Annotated in this window: 14 protein-coding genes; 8 read left to right on the plus strand and 6 right to left on the minus strand. The window is 65.7% G+C overall.

Translation table 11 applies throughout. The annotated features are described in order from the left end of the window. The first annotated feature begins 26 nt into the window (after window positions 1–26). Both ligK and CXZ05_RS04550 read left to right on the plus strand, forming a co-directional pair. Complete coding sequence (gene ligK, locus CXZ05_RS04545; RefSeq protein ID WP_102971424.1) at window positions 27–710, plus strand: 4-carboxy-4-hydroxy-2-oxoadipate aldolase/oxaloacetate decarboxylase; 684 nt, start codon at window positions 27–29, stop codon at window positions 708–710. Between the two features lie 82 nt (window positions 711–792). Further along, complete coding sequence (locus tag CXZ05_RS04550) at window positions 793–1,395, plus strand: TetR/AcrR family transcriptional regulator (protein WP_102971580.1); 603 nt, start codon at window positions 793–795, stop codon at window positions 1,393–1,395. Window positions 1,396–1,476: 81 nt separating this feature from the next. Here the strand turns inward: CXZ05_RS04550 and katG are convergent, their stop codons facing one another. Further along, entirely contained in the window at window positions 1,477–3,771 is a 2,295-nt protein-coding gene (gene katG / locus CXZ05_RS04555) for a catalase/peroxidase HPI (RefSeq protein ID WP_102971425.1), read from the minus strand. A 217-nt stretch (window positions 3,772–3,988) separates the two neighbouring features. Here katG and CXZ05_RS04560 point away from each other — a divergent pair, with 217 nt between their 5' ends. Continuing rightward, window positions 3,989–4,573: a histidine phosphatase family protein gene (locus CXZ05_RS04560; RefSeq protein ID WP_102971581.1), complete on the plus strand. Its 585-nt coding sequence runs from the start codon at window positions 3,989–3,991 to the stop codon at window positions 4,571–4,573. A gap of 124 nt (window positions 4,574–4,697) precedes the next feature. Beyond that, a complete protein-coding gene (locus CXZ05_RS04565; protein WP_102971426.1) occupies window positions 4,698–5,411 on the plus strand; it encodes a hypothetical protein in 714 nt (237 codons plus the stop codon). Between the two features lie 71 nt (window positions 5,412–5,482). Here the strand turns inward: CXZ05_RS04565 and CXZ05_RS04570 are convergent, their stop codons facing one another. After that, window positions 5,483–6,313 carry a DUF2382 domain-containing protein gene (locus CXZ05_RS04570; protein ID WP_102971427.1) on the minus strand — a complete coding sequence of 277 codons (831 nt, stop codon included), beginning with the start codon at window positions 6,311–6,313 and terminating at the stop codon, window positions 5,483–5,485. Between the two features lie 235 nt (window positions 6,314–6,548). Here CXZ05_RS04570 and CXZ05_RS23325 point away from each other — a divergent pair, with 235 nt between their 5' ends. The 4 genes from CXZ05_RS23325 to CXZ05_RS04590 all read left to right on the plus strand — a co-directional run bounded on the left by CXZ05_RS23325 (window position 6,549) and on the right by CXZ05_RS04590 (window position 10,758). Next, window positions 6,549–7,367, plus strand: a complete 819-nt coding sequence (locus CXZ05_RS23325) for a hypothetical protein (RefSeq protein WP_258006441.1) — start codon at window positions 6,549–6,551, stop codon at window positions 7,365–7,367. Continuing rightward, complete coding sequence (locus CXZ05_RS04580) at window positions 7,364–7,795, plus strand: phage holin family protein (protein WP_102971428.1); 432 nt, start codon at window positions 7,364–7,366, stop codon at window positions 7,793–7,795. The genes CXZ05_RS23325 and CXZ05_RS04580 overlap by 4 nt, the downstream gene beginning before the upstream one ends. Then, window positions 7,792–8,433, plus strand: coding sequence for a DUF3618 domain-containing protein (locus tag CXZ05_RS04585; protein WP_102971429.1), 642 nt, complete (start codon window positions 7,792–7,794; stop codon window positions 8,431–8,433). Before CXZ05_RS04580 ends, CXZ05_RS04585 begins: the two co-directional genes overlap by 4 nt. Window positions 8,434–8,586: 153 nt before the next feature. After that, the gene (locus CXZ05_RS04590) at window positions 8,587–10,758 is read left to right on the plus strand and encodes a transglycosylase domain-containing protein (RefSeq protein WP_102971430.1); all 2,172 of its coding nucleotides are present in this window, start codon (window positions 8,587–8,589) and stop codon (window positions 10,756–10,758) included. Window positions 10,759–10,793: 35 nt separating this feature from the next. Here CXZ05_RS04590 and CXZ05_RS04595 read toward each other — a convergent pair whose 3' ends face one another. The 4 genes from CXZ05_RS04595 to CXZ05_RS04610 form a co-directional block, all read right to left on the minus strand. Beyond that, a complete protein-coding gene (locus CXZ05_RS04595; protein ID WP_102971431.1) occupies window positions 10,794–11,525 on the minus strand; it encodes a GAF and ANTAR domain-containing protein in 732 nt (243 codons plus the stop codon). Between the two features lie 43 nt (window positions 11,526–11,568). Then, the gene (locus tag CXZ05_RS04600; RefSeq protein ID WP_102971432.1) at window positions 11,569–12,360 is read right to left on the minus strand and encodes a DeoR/GlpR family DNA-binding transcription regulator; all 792 of its coding nucleotides are present in this window, start codon (window positions 12,358–12,360) and stop codon (window positions 11,569–11,571) included. A gap of 91 nt (window positions 12,361–12,451) precedes the next feature. Further along, window positions 12,452–13,132 (minus strand): SDR family NAD(P)-dependent oxidoreductase, encoded by a 681-nt coding sequence (locus CXZ05_RS04605; protein ID WP_102971433.1) that lies wholly within the window; start codon window positions 13,130–13,132, stop codon window positions 12,452–12,454. Continuing rightward, window positions 13,129–14,403, minus strand: coding sequence for an exo-alpha-sialidase (locus tag CXZ05_RS04610; protein ID WP_102971434.1), 1,275 nt, complete (start codon window positions 14,401–14,403; stop codon window positions 13,129–13,131). Before CXZ05_RS04610 ends, CXZ05_RS04605 begins: the two co-directional genes overlap by 4 nt.

Here is a 14,403-nt window from a genome sequence, read left to right on the forward strand (position 1 = left end):
CCACCAATATTCAGGAGCACAGATCCATGCAGGAACTCGGAGTCGTCCACCGCACCATTACCCGGGCGGACAAGGCCGACGTCAAAGCCCTCTCAGCCTTCGGCGTCAGCACCATCCACGAGGCCATGGGCAGGCTCGGCCTCATGCGCCCCTACATCCGCCCTGTCTATCCCGAGGCGAAAGTCTGCGGCACCGCCGTTACCGTCCTCCTGCAGCCCGGCGACAACTGGATGTTGCACGTCGCCGCAGAGCAGGTACAGCCGGGCGATGTGGTGGTGGCCGCCTGCACCACCGAGTGTGAGGACGGCTTCTTCGGCGACCTGCTCGCCACGTCCCTCCGCGCCCAGGGCGCCGAAGGACTCATCATCGACGGCGGCTGCCGCGACGTGGAGACGCTGCAGGAAATGGACTTCCCCGTGTTCAGCCGCGCCATCAACTCCAAAGGCACCGTGAAGGCCACCGTAGGATCCGTCAACGTCCCCGTTGTCTGCGCCAATGCCCTCGTGAACCCCGGCGACGTGGTGATTGGCGACGTCGACGGCGTCGTCGTGGTACCTGCCGCCCGCGCGGCTGAAGTTGCCGCTGCCGCCCGCGCCCGGGAGGACAATGAAGTAGCCAAGCGCCAGCGGCTCGCCGCCGGCGAACTCGGCTTGGACATCTACTCCATGCGCGACCGTCTCACTGCCGCTGGCCTCCGGTACATCGACTGACATCCGGTTTCTCCTTGCTGTCCTCAGATGCCAGCACGGGGCCCCGGCAGAAAATTGCATGGGAAAGGTAGAATTTGCTGGCATGAGGACAGTCACAGACAACCTTGAAGATCCTGATGATGTCCGCACCCGTATTGTGGTCACCGCCTACGATTTGTTTTCCCACCGTGGAATCCGTGATGTCGGCGTCGACGAACTGATCCGCGCATCAGGCGTCGCCAAGGCGACGTTCTACCGGCATTTCCCGTCGAAGGACGACGTGGCGCTAGCCTTTTTAAAGCGCCGCGACGAGTTGTGGATGATGGGATCGGTGGTCCCGGAGGCCAAAAGCAGGGCTGAGAACCCCGAAGACCAGTTGCTGGCCATCTTCGATGTTTACGACCAGTGGTTCCAGGACGATGATTTCGAAGCGTGTTCCTTTGTGAAGGTGCTAATGGAAATGGGGGCAGGGCATCCACTGGGGCTGGCAAGCATCGAGTACCTGGGCAGGATCCGGCAACAGGTGCGGCTCCTGGCCGACGAAGCGGGCCTGGAGGACTCTGGGGAATTCGCACTCTCCTGGCACATCCTCATGAAGGGCTCGATCATTGCCGCTGCCGAAGGTGACAGGCTCGCGGCCCGCCGCGCCCGGCACATGGCCAGCGGACTCATTGCCGACCACCGGCCTAAAGCCTTGCCGGCATAGTCCTTCGACAGGGCCGGCTCGCCCACATTAGAGGCCGAATAGGGGCCGGCCACTTCCGCAGCCGGCCCCGGATGACTGGGTTCAGCGCAGGTCGAAGCGGTCGAGCTCCATGACCTTCACCCACGCCGCGACGAAGTCGTTGACGAACTTCTCCCTCGCGTCGTCGCTCGCGTAAACCTCGGCCAGCGCCCGGAGCTGGGAGTTGGAGCCGAAGACGAGGTCGACCGGCGTGGCGGTCCACTTCAGCTCGCCCGTAGTCACATCGCTGATCTCGTAGGTGTTCTCCTCCGCCTCCGAAGCCTTCCACCGGGTGCCCGGTGCGAGCAGGTTGACGAAGAAGTCGTTCGTGAGGACCTGGGGCCGGTCGGTGAGCACACCATGCGCGGAGCCGCCCACGTTGCCGCCGAGGGCACGCATGCCACCGATGAGGACTGTCATCTCCGGTGCGGAGAGATCCAGCAGGTAAGCCTTATCGAGCAGGAGGGTCTCGGGCGGAAGCTTCTCGCCCGGGCGCACGTAGTTGCGGAACCCGTCCGCCCGCGGATGCAGGTACTGGAATGACTCGACGTCGGTCTCGGCCTGGGAGGCGTCGGCCCGGCCTGGCCGGAACGGCACAGTTATGGTGAAGCCCGCGTCGCTCGAGGCTTTCTCCACAGCCGCGCAGCCGCCGAGGACGATCAGGTCCGCCAGCGAGACCTTCCTGCCACCGTTCTGGCCGCTGTTGAACTGCTGCTGCACCGCCCCGATCGCCTCCAGCGCAGCCCCCAGCCGTCCGGGCTGGTTGACTTCCCAGTCACGCTGGGGCTCCAAGCGGATGCGGGCGCCGTTGGCGCCGCCGCGCTTGTCAGTCTTGCGGAAGGTGGAAGCCGCGGCCCACGCCGTGGTGACGAGCTCGGAGACGGAGAGGCCCGAGTCCAAGAGCTGGGCCTTGAGGGACGCGATGTCCTGTTCGCCGATCAGCTCGTGGTCCACCGCCGGGATCGGGTCCTGCCAGAGCTGCGGCTCCGGGACCCAGGGGCCGAGCAGGTGCGGGCCCACCGGACCCATGTCCCGGTGCAGCAGCTTGTACCAGGCCTTGGCGAACGCCAGCGCGAACTCGTCGGGGTTTTCCAGGAAGCGCCGCCCGATTTCCCCGTAAGCCGGGTCGACGCGCAGTGACAGGTCCGTCGTCAGCATGGTCGGCCGGTGCTTCTTCTCGGGATTGTGCGCGTCCGGGATGATCTGCGGGGCGTCCTTGGCCACCCACTGGTTGGCACCCGCCGGGCTCTTGGTGAGCTCCCACTCGTATTCGAACAGAATCTCCAGGAAGCGGTTGCTCCACTCCGTCGGCCGGTCGGTCCAGGTGACCTCGAGCCCGGAGGTGATCGTGTCGCCTCCCTTGCCGCTGCCGTAGGTGCTGAGCCAGCCCAGACCCTGTTCCTCCAGGTTCGCGGCCTCCGGCTCGGGGCCCACGTGCGCATCGGCATCTCCGGCGCCGTGGGTCTTGCCGAACGTGTGACCGCCGGCGATCAGTGCAAAGGTTTCCTCGTCGTTCATCGCCATCCGTTTGAAGGTCTCGCGGATAAACGCCGCAGCGAGCTTGGGATCCGGATTGCCCATCGGCCCCTCGGGGTTGACGTAGATCAGGCCCATCTCGGTGGAACCCACCTCCTCCGCCATGGCACCTTCGCCGATGTAGCGCTCGTCGCCCAGCCAGGTGTCCTCGGGTCCCCAGAAAATCTGCTCGGGTTCCCACACGTCCTCGCGGCCGAAGGCGAACCCGAAGGTCTTGAAGCCCATTGACTCCAAGGCGACGTTGCCGGCAAGGACCAGCAGGTCGGCCCACGAGATCTTCTGGCCATACTTCTGCTTCACCGGCCACAGCAGCCGCCGGGCCTTGTCCAGGTTCGCGTTATCCGGCCAGCTGTTCAGCGGGGCGAAGCGCTGGCCGCCCTCACCCGCACCGCCGCGGCCATCGTGGACGCGGTAGGTGCCGGCAGCGTGCCAGCTCAGCCTTATCATCAGGCCGCCGTAGTGGCCGAAATCCGCCGGCCACCAGTCCTGCGAGGTGGTCAGGACCTGAATGATGTCCTGCTTCAGCGCCTCGACGTCGAGCTTCTGGAACTCCTCCCGGTAACTGAAGCCGGGGGCGAGCGGGTTTCCTGCCGGGTGGTTTGCATGGAGCACCGAGAGATCAAGTTGGTTCGGCCACCAGTCCGCGTTCGTCCGGGGCCGGTGCGCCTTCGGCTGCGGCGAGTCGATCGCCGGGTTCTCGCTCTCGCTGCCTTGCGAGGTCGCGCTGTCATGGGCAACAGGGCAGCCGCCCTCAACCTTGCGGTCCAGACCCTGGGCACTTCCCGGCGTGGGAACCGGCGGATGGTCCTGGCGATCGGTCATGTGCTTCCTTCCATATGGCCGAGGCCGCGGTCGGACTCGGGCAGCCGGTCTAACCCTCCTATTTGACCATGAGCGGGTGGCGCGGCGAGAGCCCCTTTTCGCGAGTTTTTGTCCAGATAATGGGCTTAGAACGGCCTCGAACGCCCATTATCTGGACAAAAACTCCTGTACGTCTCGGAGAAGAAAGGTCCTGAGTCTCTCGGGCACAATGGAAGGCATGACCCTCACGACTTTCGCCCTCATCCGCCATGGGCAGACAGACTGGAATGCGCAGCGCCGGCTGCAGGGATCCAGCGATATTCCGCTGAACGACGTCGGCCGCGGCCAGGCGCGCGACGCAGTCGCCGTTTTGTCCGGGCAGGAGTGGGACACGGTCGTGTCCTCGCCTCTGAGCCGTGCGGCGGAAACCGCAGACCTGATCGCCGCCGGCCTCGGACTCACCGTGGCCCGGCACATGCCGGAGCTCACCGAGCGCAGCTTCGGGCCTGCGGAGGGCCTGCAGGCAGGCCCGGAACTGGAGGCACTGCGCATCCCCGGCGGCTTCCGCGGGGCGGAAAGTGACGACGAAGCGGGCTCCCGGGGCCTGGCCGCCCTGGAAGCGCTGGCCGAGGATTTCCGCGGGCGCCGCGTTTTGGTCGTCGCCCACGGCACGCTCCTCCGCCTGGCCCTGAGCCGTGCCATCGGCACCACCCTCGCAAGCATCGACAACGCCGTGCTCAACCTTGCCCACCACCACGCCGTCGATGGCTGGGAGCTCGAATACTTTAACGGCGAACGGGTGGTGGAGGCCGCCCGCAGCTGACGAATGTTGATGCTGCCTCTGTCCCCGGCGGCCCGACAGGACTACCTTTCTCCTATGGACCGGGCAAGCAACAGGTGCACGGGACCGGCAAAGTGTTTCTACTCAACGAGGAGTGGGGCCGGATATGAAGCCACGAACCATTATTTTAGGAATCATCGTCCTGCTGTTGGTCGCTGGCGGGGCGGCATTTTTTTACTTCAATAATTTGAGAAGCAGGGCTGCCGACTACAATCCGCAGATCACCCCGGCGGATTTCACGACGAAAATCACCAACAAGTACTTCGCCCTTCCGGTCGGCAAGAAAATGACCTACGAGGCCGGCGGCGAAAGGATTCAAATTGAGATCCTGCCGGAGACCAGGGTCATTGAGGGCGTCGAAACGGTCATCTATCTGGACAAGGTATTCAAGAGCGGGCAACTTGTCGAGGAGACCCGGGACTACCTGGCACAGCATAAGAACGGCGATGTGTGGTACTTCGGCGAGGACGTGGACAACTACAAAGACGGCAAACTGCAGGATCACTCCGGCAGCTTTCTCCACGGGCGGGATGGGGCAAAGGCCGGCATCTGGATGAAGGCCGAACAGCGCGTGGGCGACACCTACCGGCAGGAGTACTACCTGGGGCACGCGGAAGACATGCGGGACACCATCGCCACAGGCCAGACCGTCACGACGAAAATGGGCACCTACAAAGACTGCGTCAAGGTGGACGACTGGACGCCGCTGGAGTTCAACTCGCGGGAGCACAAGTACTACTGCCCTGAGGTGAGCTCGCTGGTCCTGGTCGAGGAACCAAGCGGCAAACGCTCAGAACTCACGAACATCAGCCTGCCCTAGGGGGAAGCCAGGTGAAAGCCAGGGCCGGCATCCGACCCTGGCTTTCACGGTTTCCTGCTACCTGTTATCTGCTATCGCCGCACGTCGTCGATGCCGTCGGTTTCGATGCGTTCCTTACGGACTTCCTCGTCGACGGTCACCTCGTCCGTCACCGTTTCCTTGTCCAGACGGACCCGCTCGACCGGTACGGTTTCCTTCTCGATCACGGGGCGCTCCTCGTGGAGGGTCACCTCGTGTTCCTCCTCGCTGATGTCCGGGCCTGACAAGGCGGCACCGCGGTTGGTCTCAGTGATGGGTTCGCGCTCGATCCGGACCTCTTCGCGCTGGACCGGAACGGTCTTGGTGACGTTCTCCGTGGTCACGTACTTACGAAGCCTGGCCCGCCCGGCGGCCTGCGTTTCCGTGCCGACGTTCAGGCGCTCCTCGGAGCGGGTCATGGCGTCATCCGTGGTGGGCCCGGACGTGTCACGTCCAACCGTCCCGGTGGCGTCAGCCGTGCCGGTCCCGGTGCCGCTGTACGTGGCAGCGTCCGTATCGGCATAGTCTGCCTCTCCGCGGGTTCCCGTTTCCGTGTAGTTCTGGTGTCCGTCGAGGCCGTAGTGGCCGAAGAGCCGGTCCTCTTCCGACGGCTCAAGGTGGCCGTCCGTATCCACCCTGGGCGCGTCCTTGACCTGGTCCTTGGTGTAGGGAACAACAACATCGCCGCCTTCAAGACGTGCGCCTTGCAGCGGGACGAAGGATTCGGAGGTTCCGAACAGGCCGGTCTTGACCGTGACCCAGGTCGGCTGGCCATCGGCGTCGTCGGCGTAGACCTGGCCCACTGACCCGATCTTGTCCCCGTCTGCAGAAAGAACGTTTCCGTTGCGCTGCAGCAGGTCATCAATGTTTTCCGTGGTGAGCATGGTGTCTCCTTGGATCTCAGATGCTTTGGGGTTCGCAGCGCCTCCCTGCAGGACGCCGCACCCCAATACAATAAGCATGCTTAGCAACGCTTTGGCAAGCATGCTTATCAATTTCTCGATTATGGCGTGCTGTCCTTGCGGAGGAAATACCAAGTGTGCTTACTATTTCCGGGTAATCAGGATTGCTGCCGATCCGGCACGGCTGGTTCTTCATCCTCAAGGAAAGAGAGCAACGATGACCGAGAACGCATACGGCACCGGCGTGCCCGCTCCCGGCCTGGGCACCACCGGCGCGGGCACCATCGACTACACAGGCACCACCGACGACTACCGGGGCGACACCTCGAAGAAGGACGTGGCCAAGGATGACGCCGCGAATCTCGCTGGCCAGGCCGCCGGCGCTGCCCAGAACGTGGCCGGGACCGCGAAGGCCGAGGTCGCGAACGTCGCCTCTGAAGCGAAGAACAGCGCCCGGGATCTGCTGCATCAGGCGAAGTCGGACCTGACCAGCCAGGCAGGCACGCAACAGACCAAGGCCGCCGAAGGCATCCGCACCATCTCCTCGCAGCTGCGCTCCATGGCAGACGCGCCGGACCAGCAGGGCGTGGCCTCGGACCTGATCCGGCAGGCCGCAGAACGCTCCGAATCTGTGGCGTCCTGGCTGGACAACCGGGACCCGGGCTCGCTGCTGGACGAGGTGAAGTCCTTCGCCCGCCAGCGTCCCGGCACCTTCCTGCTGATGGCCGCAGGCGCAGGCCTCCTGGCCGGGCGCCTGGGCCGCAGCCTGCAGGCCGGTGCCCCCGAAACGGGAACTGGCGCCGGGTACACAGGCACCGTGCCGCAGTACCCCGCCCAGCCACCGGTCACGGAAAGCAGCCTCTCCGGAGCCTCCGGCGCCCCGTTGTACGACGCCCCGCAGGCAACCCCAACCACCTACGCAGAGACCGTGTACGGCGAGCCCGCCCGCCCCGGCTTCGATGCGCCGGGTTCGGCAGGCGTTCCGCTCCGCGATCCCGAGGACCCGTATACCGAGGGCGGAGGTCGTCCCCTGTGAGCAGCCAAATCCCTGATACCCCGCCGGCGGCCGCGCACGCCAAGGCCGACACCACCTCCCTCGGTGACCTCCTCGGCGAGGTCACCCGGGACCTATCCACCCTGATCCGGCAGGAAATCGAACTCGCCAAAGCCGAACTGAAACAGTCCGGCACCCGCGCCGGCAAAGGCGGCGGCATGCTCGCCGGCGCCGGCGTCGCCGGGCACTTCGTGCTCCTGTTCCTCTCCATCGCCCTCTGGTACGCCCTCGGCGAGCTCATGGGCCTGGGCTGGTCCGCCGTCGTCGTCGCCGTCATCTGGGGCATCATCGCCGCGATCCTCGCCTCCGTGGGGCGCAAGGAACTCAAAGCCATCAAAGGCATGCCCCAGACCATGGAGACAGCCAAGGAAATCCCGCCCACCCTCAAACCGAACGGAGACCACCGATGAGTGAGAACCCGGACGCCATCCGCGCCGACATCGAAGCCACCCGCGCCCGCCTCGGCACCAACGTGGACGCCGTCGCCGACAAGGTCACCCCGTCCAACATCGTCCACCGCCAGACGAACAAGGTGAAGGACGCCGTCTTCGGAGTAAAGGAGAAAGTCATGGGCACCGCAGAACACGCCACGCACAGCACCTCCGGCAGCCTCCACAACGCCGCCCACACCACCAGCGGCGGGGTCCACCAGGCCACCGACGCCGCCGGCAACGCCCTCCACGGCGCCGGCGAAGCGATCGCCGACGCACCCCACCAGGTCGCCGCGAAAACCCAGGGCAACCCGCTCGCGGCCGGGCTGATCGCGTTCGGCGCCGGGCTGCTCGTCTCCTCACTCATCCCGCCGAGCCAGAAGGAACGCGAAGCCGCCGACGCCCTCAAAACCGCCGCGGAACCGGTCACCACCCAGCTGACCGAGGCCGCCAAGGACATGGCCCAAGGCCTGAAGGAACCCGCCCAGGACGCCATGGAAAACGTCAAAGCAACAGCCACCGACGCCGCCCAACACGTCAAGGACGAAGGCCAAACCGCCGCCTCCGACGTCAAAGCCACCGCCACGGACGCCAAGGACCACGTCCAAAACACGTAGCGCCGATAACGCTCCAAACAGTCAAAGTACGACGCCGGCCGGCCCGCCTTACGCGGGCTGGCCGGCGTCGTTTCCGACTCGGCCGCGGTCTGGATCGGCCGCCACCTGAAGCGTATTCTGAAGACACGCTTTTTTGGGGTGTGAACCGCAGTGATGGTACGCAAAAGCCTGACATCGGGATCCCACACGACCCTGGCAAGGATGCTGGGGTTCGTGGTCCTCAGCTGCCTCTGTGGCGCCCTAGTTGCCGCCTACTTCGTTCCCCAGATTGCAGCTGCCGGCGCTGCCGTTAGCAGCTCGATGAACTTCTACAAAGGCCTCCCCTCTGAGCTCGCGGTGCGTCCGCCGGCGCAAACCACAAGGATCCTGACGTCCGACGGCAAACTGATCGCCTCGTTTTACGAGGAAAACCGGGTGCGGGTCCCGCTGAAGGAGATGTCGCCCTACGTCAAGGACGCCGTGGTCGCGATAGAGGACAGCCGTTTCTACGAACACAGCGGCGTCGACCCCGTGGGCGTTCTGCGGGCGCTGGTGAGCAACGTCGCTGGCGGGGACCGGCAAGGCGCATCCACCCTCACCCAGCAATACGTCACCAACGTGGCCAATGAAGCCAAGATCACCTCCGGCCGCGAGGATGAGGTGATCCTCAGCGGGGAGAAGACCTTCGGCGACAAGGTCCGGGAAATGAAGCTCGCCATCGAGCTTGAAAAGAAGTTCACCAAGGACCAGATCCTCGAGGGCTACCTCAACATCGTGTTCTTCAACCGCGGTGCTTACGGCATCGAGGCGGCGGCACAGCACTACTACAGCGTCCCGGCCAGCAAGCTGACCCTGCCCCAGGCGGCGCTGCTGGCAGGCCTGGTCAACAGCCCCAGCCTCTATGACCCCGTCAGCAACCCGGAGAACTCGCTCAAGCGGCGCAACCTGGTCCTGGACGCCATGCTGGCGCAAGTCAAGATCACCAAGAAGCAGCATGACACTGCCGCGGCCACCGGCGTGGGTTTGAAACTTCGTAGCTCGAAGCAAGGCTGCGCCGCAGCCGCCATGGCGCCCTATTTCTGCGATTACATATCCCACCTGATCCTCAACAACCGGGCTTACGGGGCAGACACGGAAGCCCGGGAGCAGAAGCTGTTCCGCGGCGGGCTGACGATCACCACAACGCTGGACAGCCGGCTTCAGGCGGCGGCCCAGTCTCAGGTGAATTCCACCGCCGGGGCCAACCCCGGCAAGTGGGGAGCTTCGCTGCTGACGATCCAGCCGGGCACCGGCAAGATCCTGGCGATGGCGCAGAACACGGTGTTTCTCCCGGAGCCGGGCCAGTTCGATACCCAGCTGAACTTCAACGTGGACGCCAAGGATGCCAGCGGCAACGACCTCAACGGTGCGGGCGGGTTCCAGCCGGGATCCACCATGAAGCCGTTCACGTTTGCCGAGTGGCTGCACCAGGGCCGGAAGATCACCGAGGAAGTGGACGCCACACGGCGGGAGTACCCACTGGGATTCGGCTGGCGGGATTCGTGCGCCAAGGTGGTGGGCGGTTACAGCAGCAAGCAGCGCGCCGCCGGCCTCGAAGCTGCGGACGATCTGCAGAACGCGTCGGAGGGCTACTACCGCAGGATGCCCGCCAACTACGGGCTATATAACTCCATCAACACGGCTACGTTTGCCGAGGTGGCACAGCTGGACATCTGCGGCATCGATAAAATGGTTGCTGCTGTGGGCCTGCGAAGCGGGCTGGACGGCTCAGAGATTAACATGCATCAGCTGGGCAATATTCTCGGCGGCACTGCGGTGTCACCGCTCAACCTGGCCACCGCGTTCGCCACCTTCGCTGCCGACGGCCGCTACTGCGCGCCGATTGCCATCCAGCGCGTTACTGACTTCACCGGACGGGCGCTGTCCAGCCAGCAGCCGGTATGCCGGGCCGCCGTCGAGCCGCAGATTGCCCGCGGAGTGAACTCAGTCCTGCAGGATGTGCTCAAGAAGGGTTCAGGCGTGTACATCAACCCGAAGGTCCAGAGCAAGGTCCCCGTGGCGGCCAAGACCGGCACGAACAACAGCAACGGCGCCACCTGGGTGCTGGGCTACACCACCGGCATGGCCACCGCATCCTTCTTCGGTGACGCACTGAACGGCCAGAAACGGCCGGGCAGGGACCTCACCATCAATGGCAAACACTACGACCGCATTGACGGCTACATGATCGCCGGACCGCAGTGGGCCAACTACATGCTCAAGGTCGCCAAGATGTATCCGGCCAAACCGTTTCCCAAGCCCCCGGCGTCCATGATCGGCAAAGGGGGGCAAGTAGCGCCGCAATGACGAGCCGAAGCTACGTCCGCCAAGCGGCTCCGGTCCTACTCGAAGTGCGTCTCCACACCTGATCCCGAGAGCCTTCCTACCAGTTCCACGGCCACGTCGCGCAGTTTTTGGTTCCGGTTGCTCGAGACCTTGGCAAGTATGTCCATGGCTTCCTGCTGGGAGCACCTGTTCTGCGCCATGATCACCCCGCAGGCGACGTCGATGGCGGTCCGGCTCTGCATGGCGGCCTCAAGGTTCTGCGCCCTGGCCTGGGCAGCCCCGATCCGGACCGACAGGTGCATCGTGCGGCTGGCCAGCTCGCCAAACCCGACCGCCCTGTCGAAGAGCTCGGGCGTGAAAAGGCCCGGTGCGGGGCCGAAGAAGTTCAGCGCCGCACTGGCGCCTTCCCCGATGTCCAGGGGAACGCCGAGGGTGCTGTACACGCCGTTCTCGGCCAGTCGCTTCTGGTATTCCGGCCAGCGGTCATCCGTTTGGACATCATTGAGCAATTCGGGGGCCATGGTGAACAGCGCCCGGATGCAGGGACCGTCGCCGACGCGCTGCTCGATGTGGTCCAGCTCTATTGCGCGTGGGCTGCTGCCCGCAACGGTTGAAGTGTGTCTGCGCCGCTTCAAGGTGATGGCGCATTCAATGGCCGTTCCCGCCAGGCCGCTGAGGGTGGCTGCAGCAAATCCGGCCAAGCCCTCAAGGAAACCGTCAACATTGTCGGCCCCAATGAGGATGTCCTGTAGCTGAAGTAGGGCTGCATCTTCGTTCGCTTCGGTCATTCCACAATGCTAGACGCCAAACGGCCAATACGTAGCTGCTCCCTCAGGCAGAAGCCTGCTGCCCGGCCTCTACCTGGACCAGCTGCACCTGCACGCCCGCCTGCCTGAAGAGCGCCACCTGGGCCGCGTCTGCGCCCGAGTCCGTCACCAGGGTCCATGGCAGGGCGAGCTTTGCCCAAGCGTGGAACGGGCGCTTTCCCAGCTTGCCGGAGTCGGCCAGGACATAGACCGCGTCGCCGCGCCGGGCCATGAGTTCCTTCAGCCTGGTCTGCGCGTGGTCCGCCTCGCACAGCCCGTCGTCGGCAGTGACGGCGTCGGCGCCCAGGAACACCCGGTCAAAGCTCATGCGCTCCAGGGCCGCCTCGGCAAGGGGACCCACGAACGTCTGGCTCACGCCGCGTAACCTGCCGCCGAGGCAGTCCACCTGGATCCCCGCCGAGTCGGCGAGCTCCTGCAGCGTGTTGATTCCCGGCGTCGTGACGGACAGGTTTTCCCTCCCGCGCAGTACGTGCGCCAGTGCACCGACGGTGGAGCCGCCGTCGAGCAGGATGTTCTCGCCGTCCTTCACCTCCGCGGCAGCCCAGGCCGCGATGGCGTGCTTCTGCTCGTACGCCTCGCCGGTCCGCTGCCGCAGGGACGGTTCAGGGTGCGCGCCCAGCGCCACGGCCCCGCCGTAGGTTCGCGTCAGCTTACCCTCCTCGTTCAGGTGGGCCAGGTCCCGCCGGATGGTGGAGGCGGTCACCCGGAAATGCCGCGACAGTTCCTCCACAGACGCCAGCCCGGTGGTGACGGCGAGGTGGTAGATCTCTTCGCGCCTGGCTTTGGCGGTGGTCATCTGTGGCTCTCCTTATACGCTGACCTTTATCGTAGGGCCCGGGGGTTTCCACAGGCTCAACCACCGGGATCTGACAAGCTGGATCACCACCTCACAGCGAAGCGCCGCCGCAGATGACGTAATTCTGGCCCGTGATGGACTTTCCATGCGGCCCGAGCAGGAAGCCGGCGAGCGCCGCGACGTCCTCCGGATCCACCAGCCGGCCGAGTGCCGGCACCTTCGGCGGCGTTGCCGCGCGGCCGGGATCGGCCAGCATGGGTGTATCCGTGGGCCCGGGCGACAACACGTTCACCGTAATGCCGCGCGGCGCAAGCTCCTGCGCCCACGTCCTGCCCATGCCCATCAGCGCAGCCTTCGTGGCGGCGTACTGGCTCTTGCCCGCCGCGCCCGTGGAGGTCCGGCTGCCGATCAGCAGCACCCGGCCGCCGTCGGGCATCCGCGGCACTACCTCGTTGGCCAGCGCACTGGCGGCGCCGACGTGCACGGCAAACATGCCGGCGAGGGCCTCCGGGTCCAGCTCGCCCAGCAGCGCGGTGCGCTGGTATCCGGCGGCGTGCACCAACGCGTCCGCGGGGTCAATCCGAACCGCAGTTTCCGCCACCGACGCCGGATCGGACAGGTCTGCGTGCAGCCATCGGAACCCGTGCCCCAGCGAGGTCTCGCTGCGGCTCAGCCCGGTGACAGCCCAGCCGTCGGCCAGCAGCCGTTCGGCGATCGCCCTGCCGATGCCGGAGCTGCAGCCCGTGACAATCGCGTGGCGGGCGCCGGTCACCGCTCGTCGCCAGCTTCGTTGTCCCCACCGGGAGTGGTGCTGCCCTCATACGCCCACTGCGGGTCCACCCGGACGTACTTGATGGCCTGCCGGAAGTAGGTGTACGCGATGTTCAGCGCACCGTCCGGGCCCTGGTGGATGGACGGGTAGGAGTATTCGCGGTTCAGACCGTCGCGGGAGTTGTTGGAAAGGCAGTAGCCGTCCCCCACGTCGAGGTTCCGCCGGATCGGCCACGAACGCCCGAAATCCTCGGAGATCGCCAGCGTCATGGGCGAGCGCGGCGTCCCCCAGAACGCGCGACGCTCGTCCCCGCCCGAAGACGCAGCAGCGGGCACCGGTTCGGTGACCTGGCCCTGTTCGGCGGCCAGACCGTCGTCGTCGATCTCGTCGTAGAGCGAGAGGCGCCGCTCGGTGTTTTCCTCCGCGCGGCTGTGGTTGTAGACCAGGGCCAGGCGGCCGTCGGCGAGCGCCGCGAACTGGATGGAGGAGTTGTTGTTGGGCAGTTCGGTGGCGACGGGCTCGCTCCAGGTAGTGCCGTCGTCGGTGGAGCGGGATTCGTAGATCGAGTCGGCCCAGCGGCTGCGGAACAGCGCCAGCAGCGAGCCATCGGCCACGGGCTGGATGTTCATGTGGACGCAGCCCAGGCTGCCCGGCAGGATGTGCTCGCTCCAGGTGGCTCCGCCGTCGTCGGAAAGCATCACGGCACTGTCATCGCTGTTGCCCACCCACTTCTCCCCCGGCGTGGTGATGCAGCGGAAGATCGGGATGATCAGGCGGCCGGACGGCAGCAGCACCGGCAACTGGCGGACAAACACGCCGCCCGTTTCGTTGGCCGGGAACAGCGTCTCCACCGGCCCCCACGTGAGGCCGCTGTCCAGGGAAGTACGACGGCGGACCTCCGCCGTGTCCTGGTTGCCCGCCTTCTGCGCGGTGTACAGGAGCCAGAGAGCGCCGTCGCGGCCGGCAGGGCCAGGTGCGGTGAACAGGATCGGGTTCTGCTCCGAGCGGGTGGAGTCGTCCGACAGCTGCCGGGCCGGTGACCACTGAGTGCTGCCCGGCTCCAGGGTGGAGAACCAGATGGAGATGTCCGGCACGCCCTCCTGGGTGCCGCCGAACCACACACAGCCGAGGCGCCCGTCGGGCAGGGTCAGGAGGTTGGCGGCGTGGCTCTGCACGGTGGGTGCCGGCAGGTACGCAAAGTCTGCGCCGTCCGCGCGCTTCACGGCACCGTCGGGCGTGATGGTGCTGTAGCCGGTGTTTGTGGTCTGCAT

Source organism: Arthrobacter sp. AFG20, assembly GCF_002892795.1.
In the GTDB taxonomy this organism is placed as follows: Bacteria; Actinomycetota; Actinomycetes; order Actinomycetales; family Micrococcaceae; genus Arthrobacter.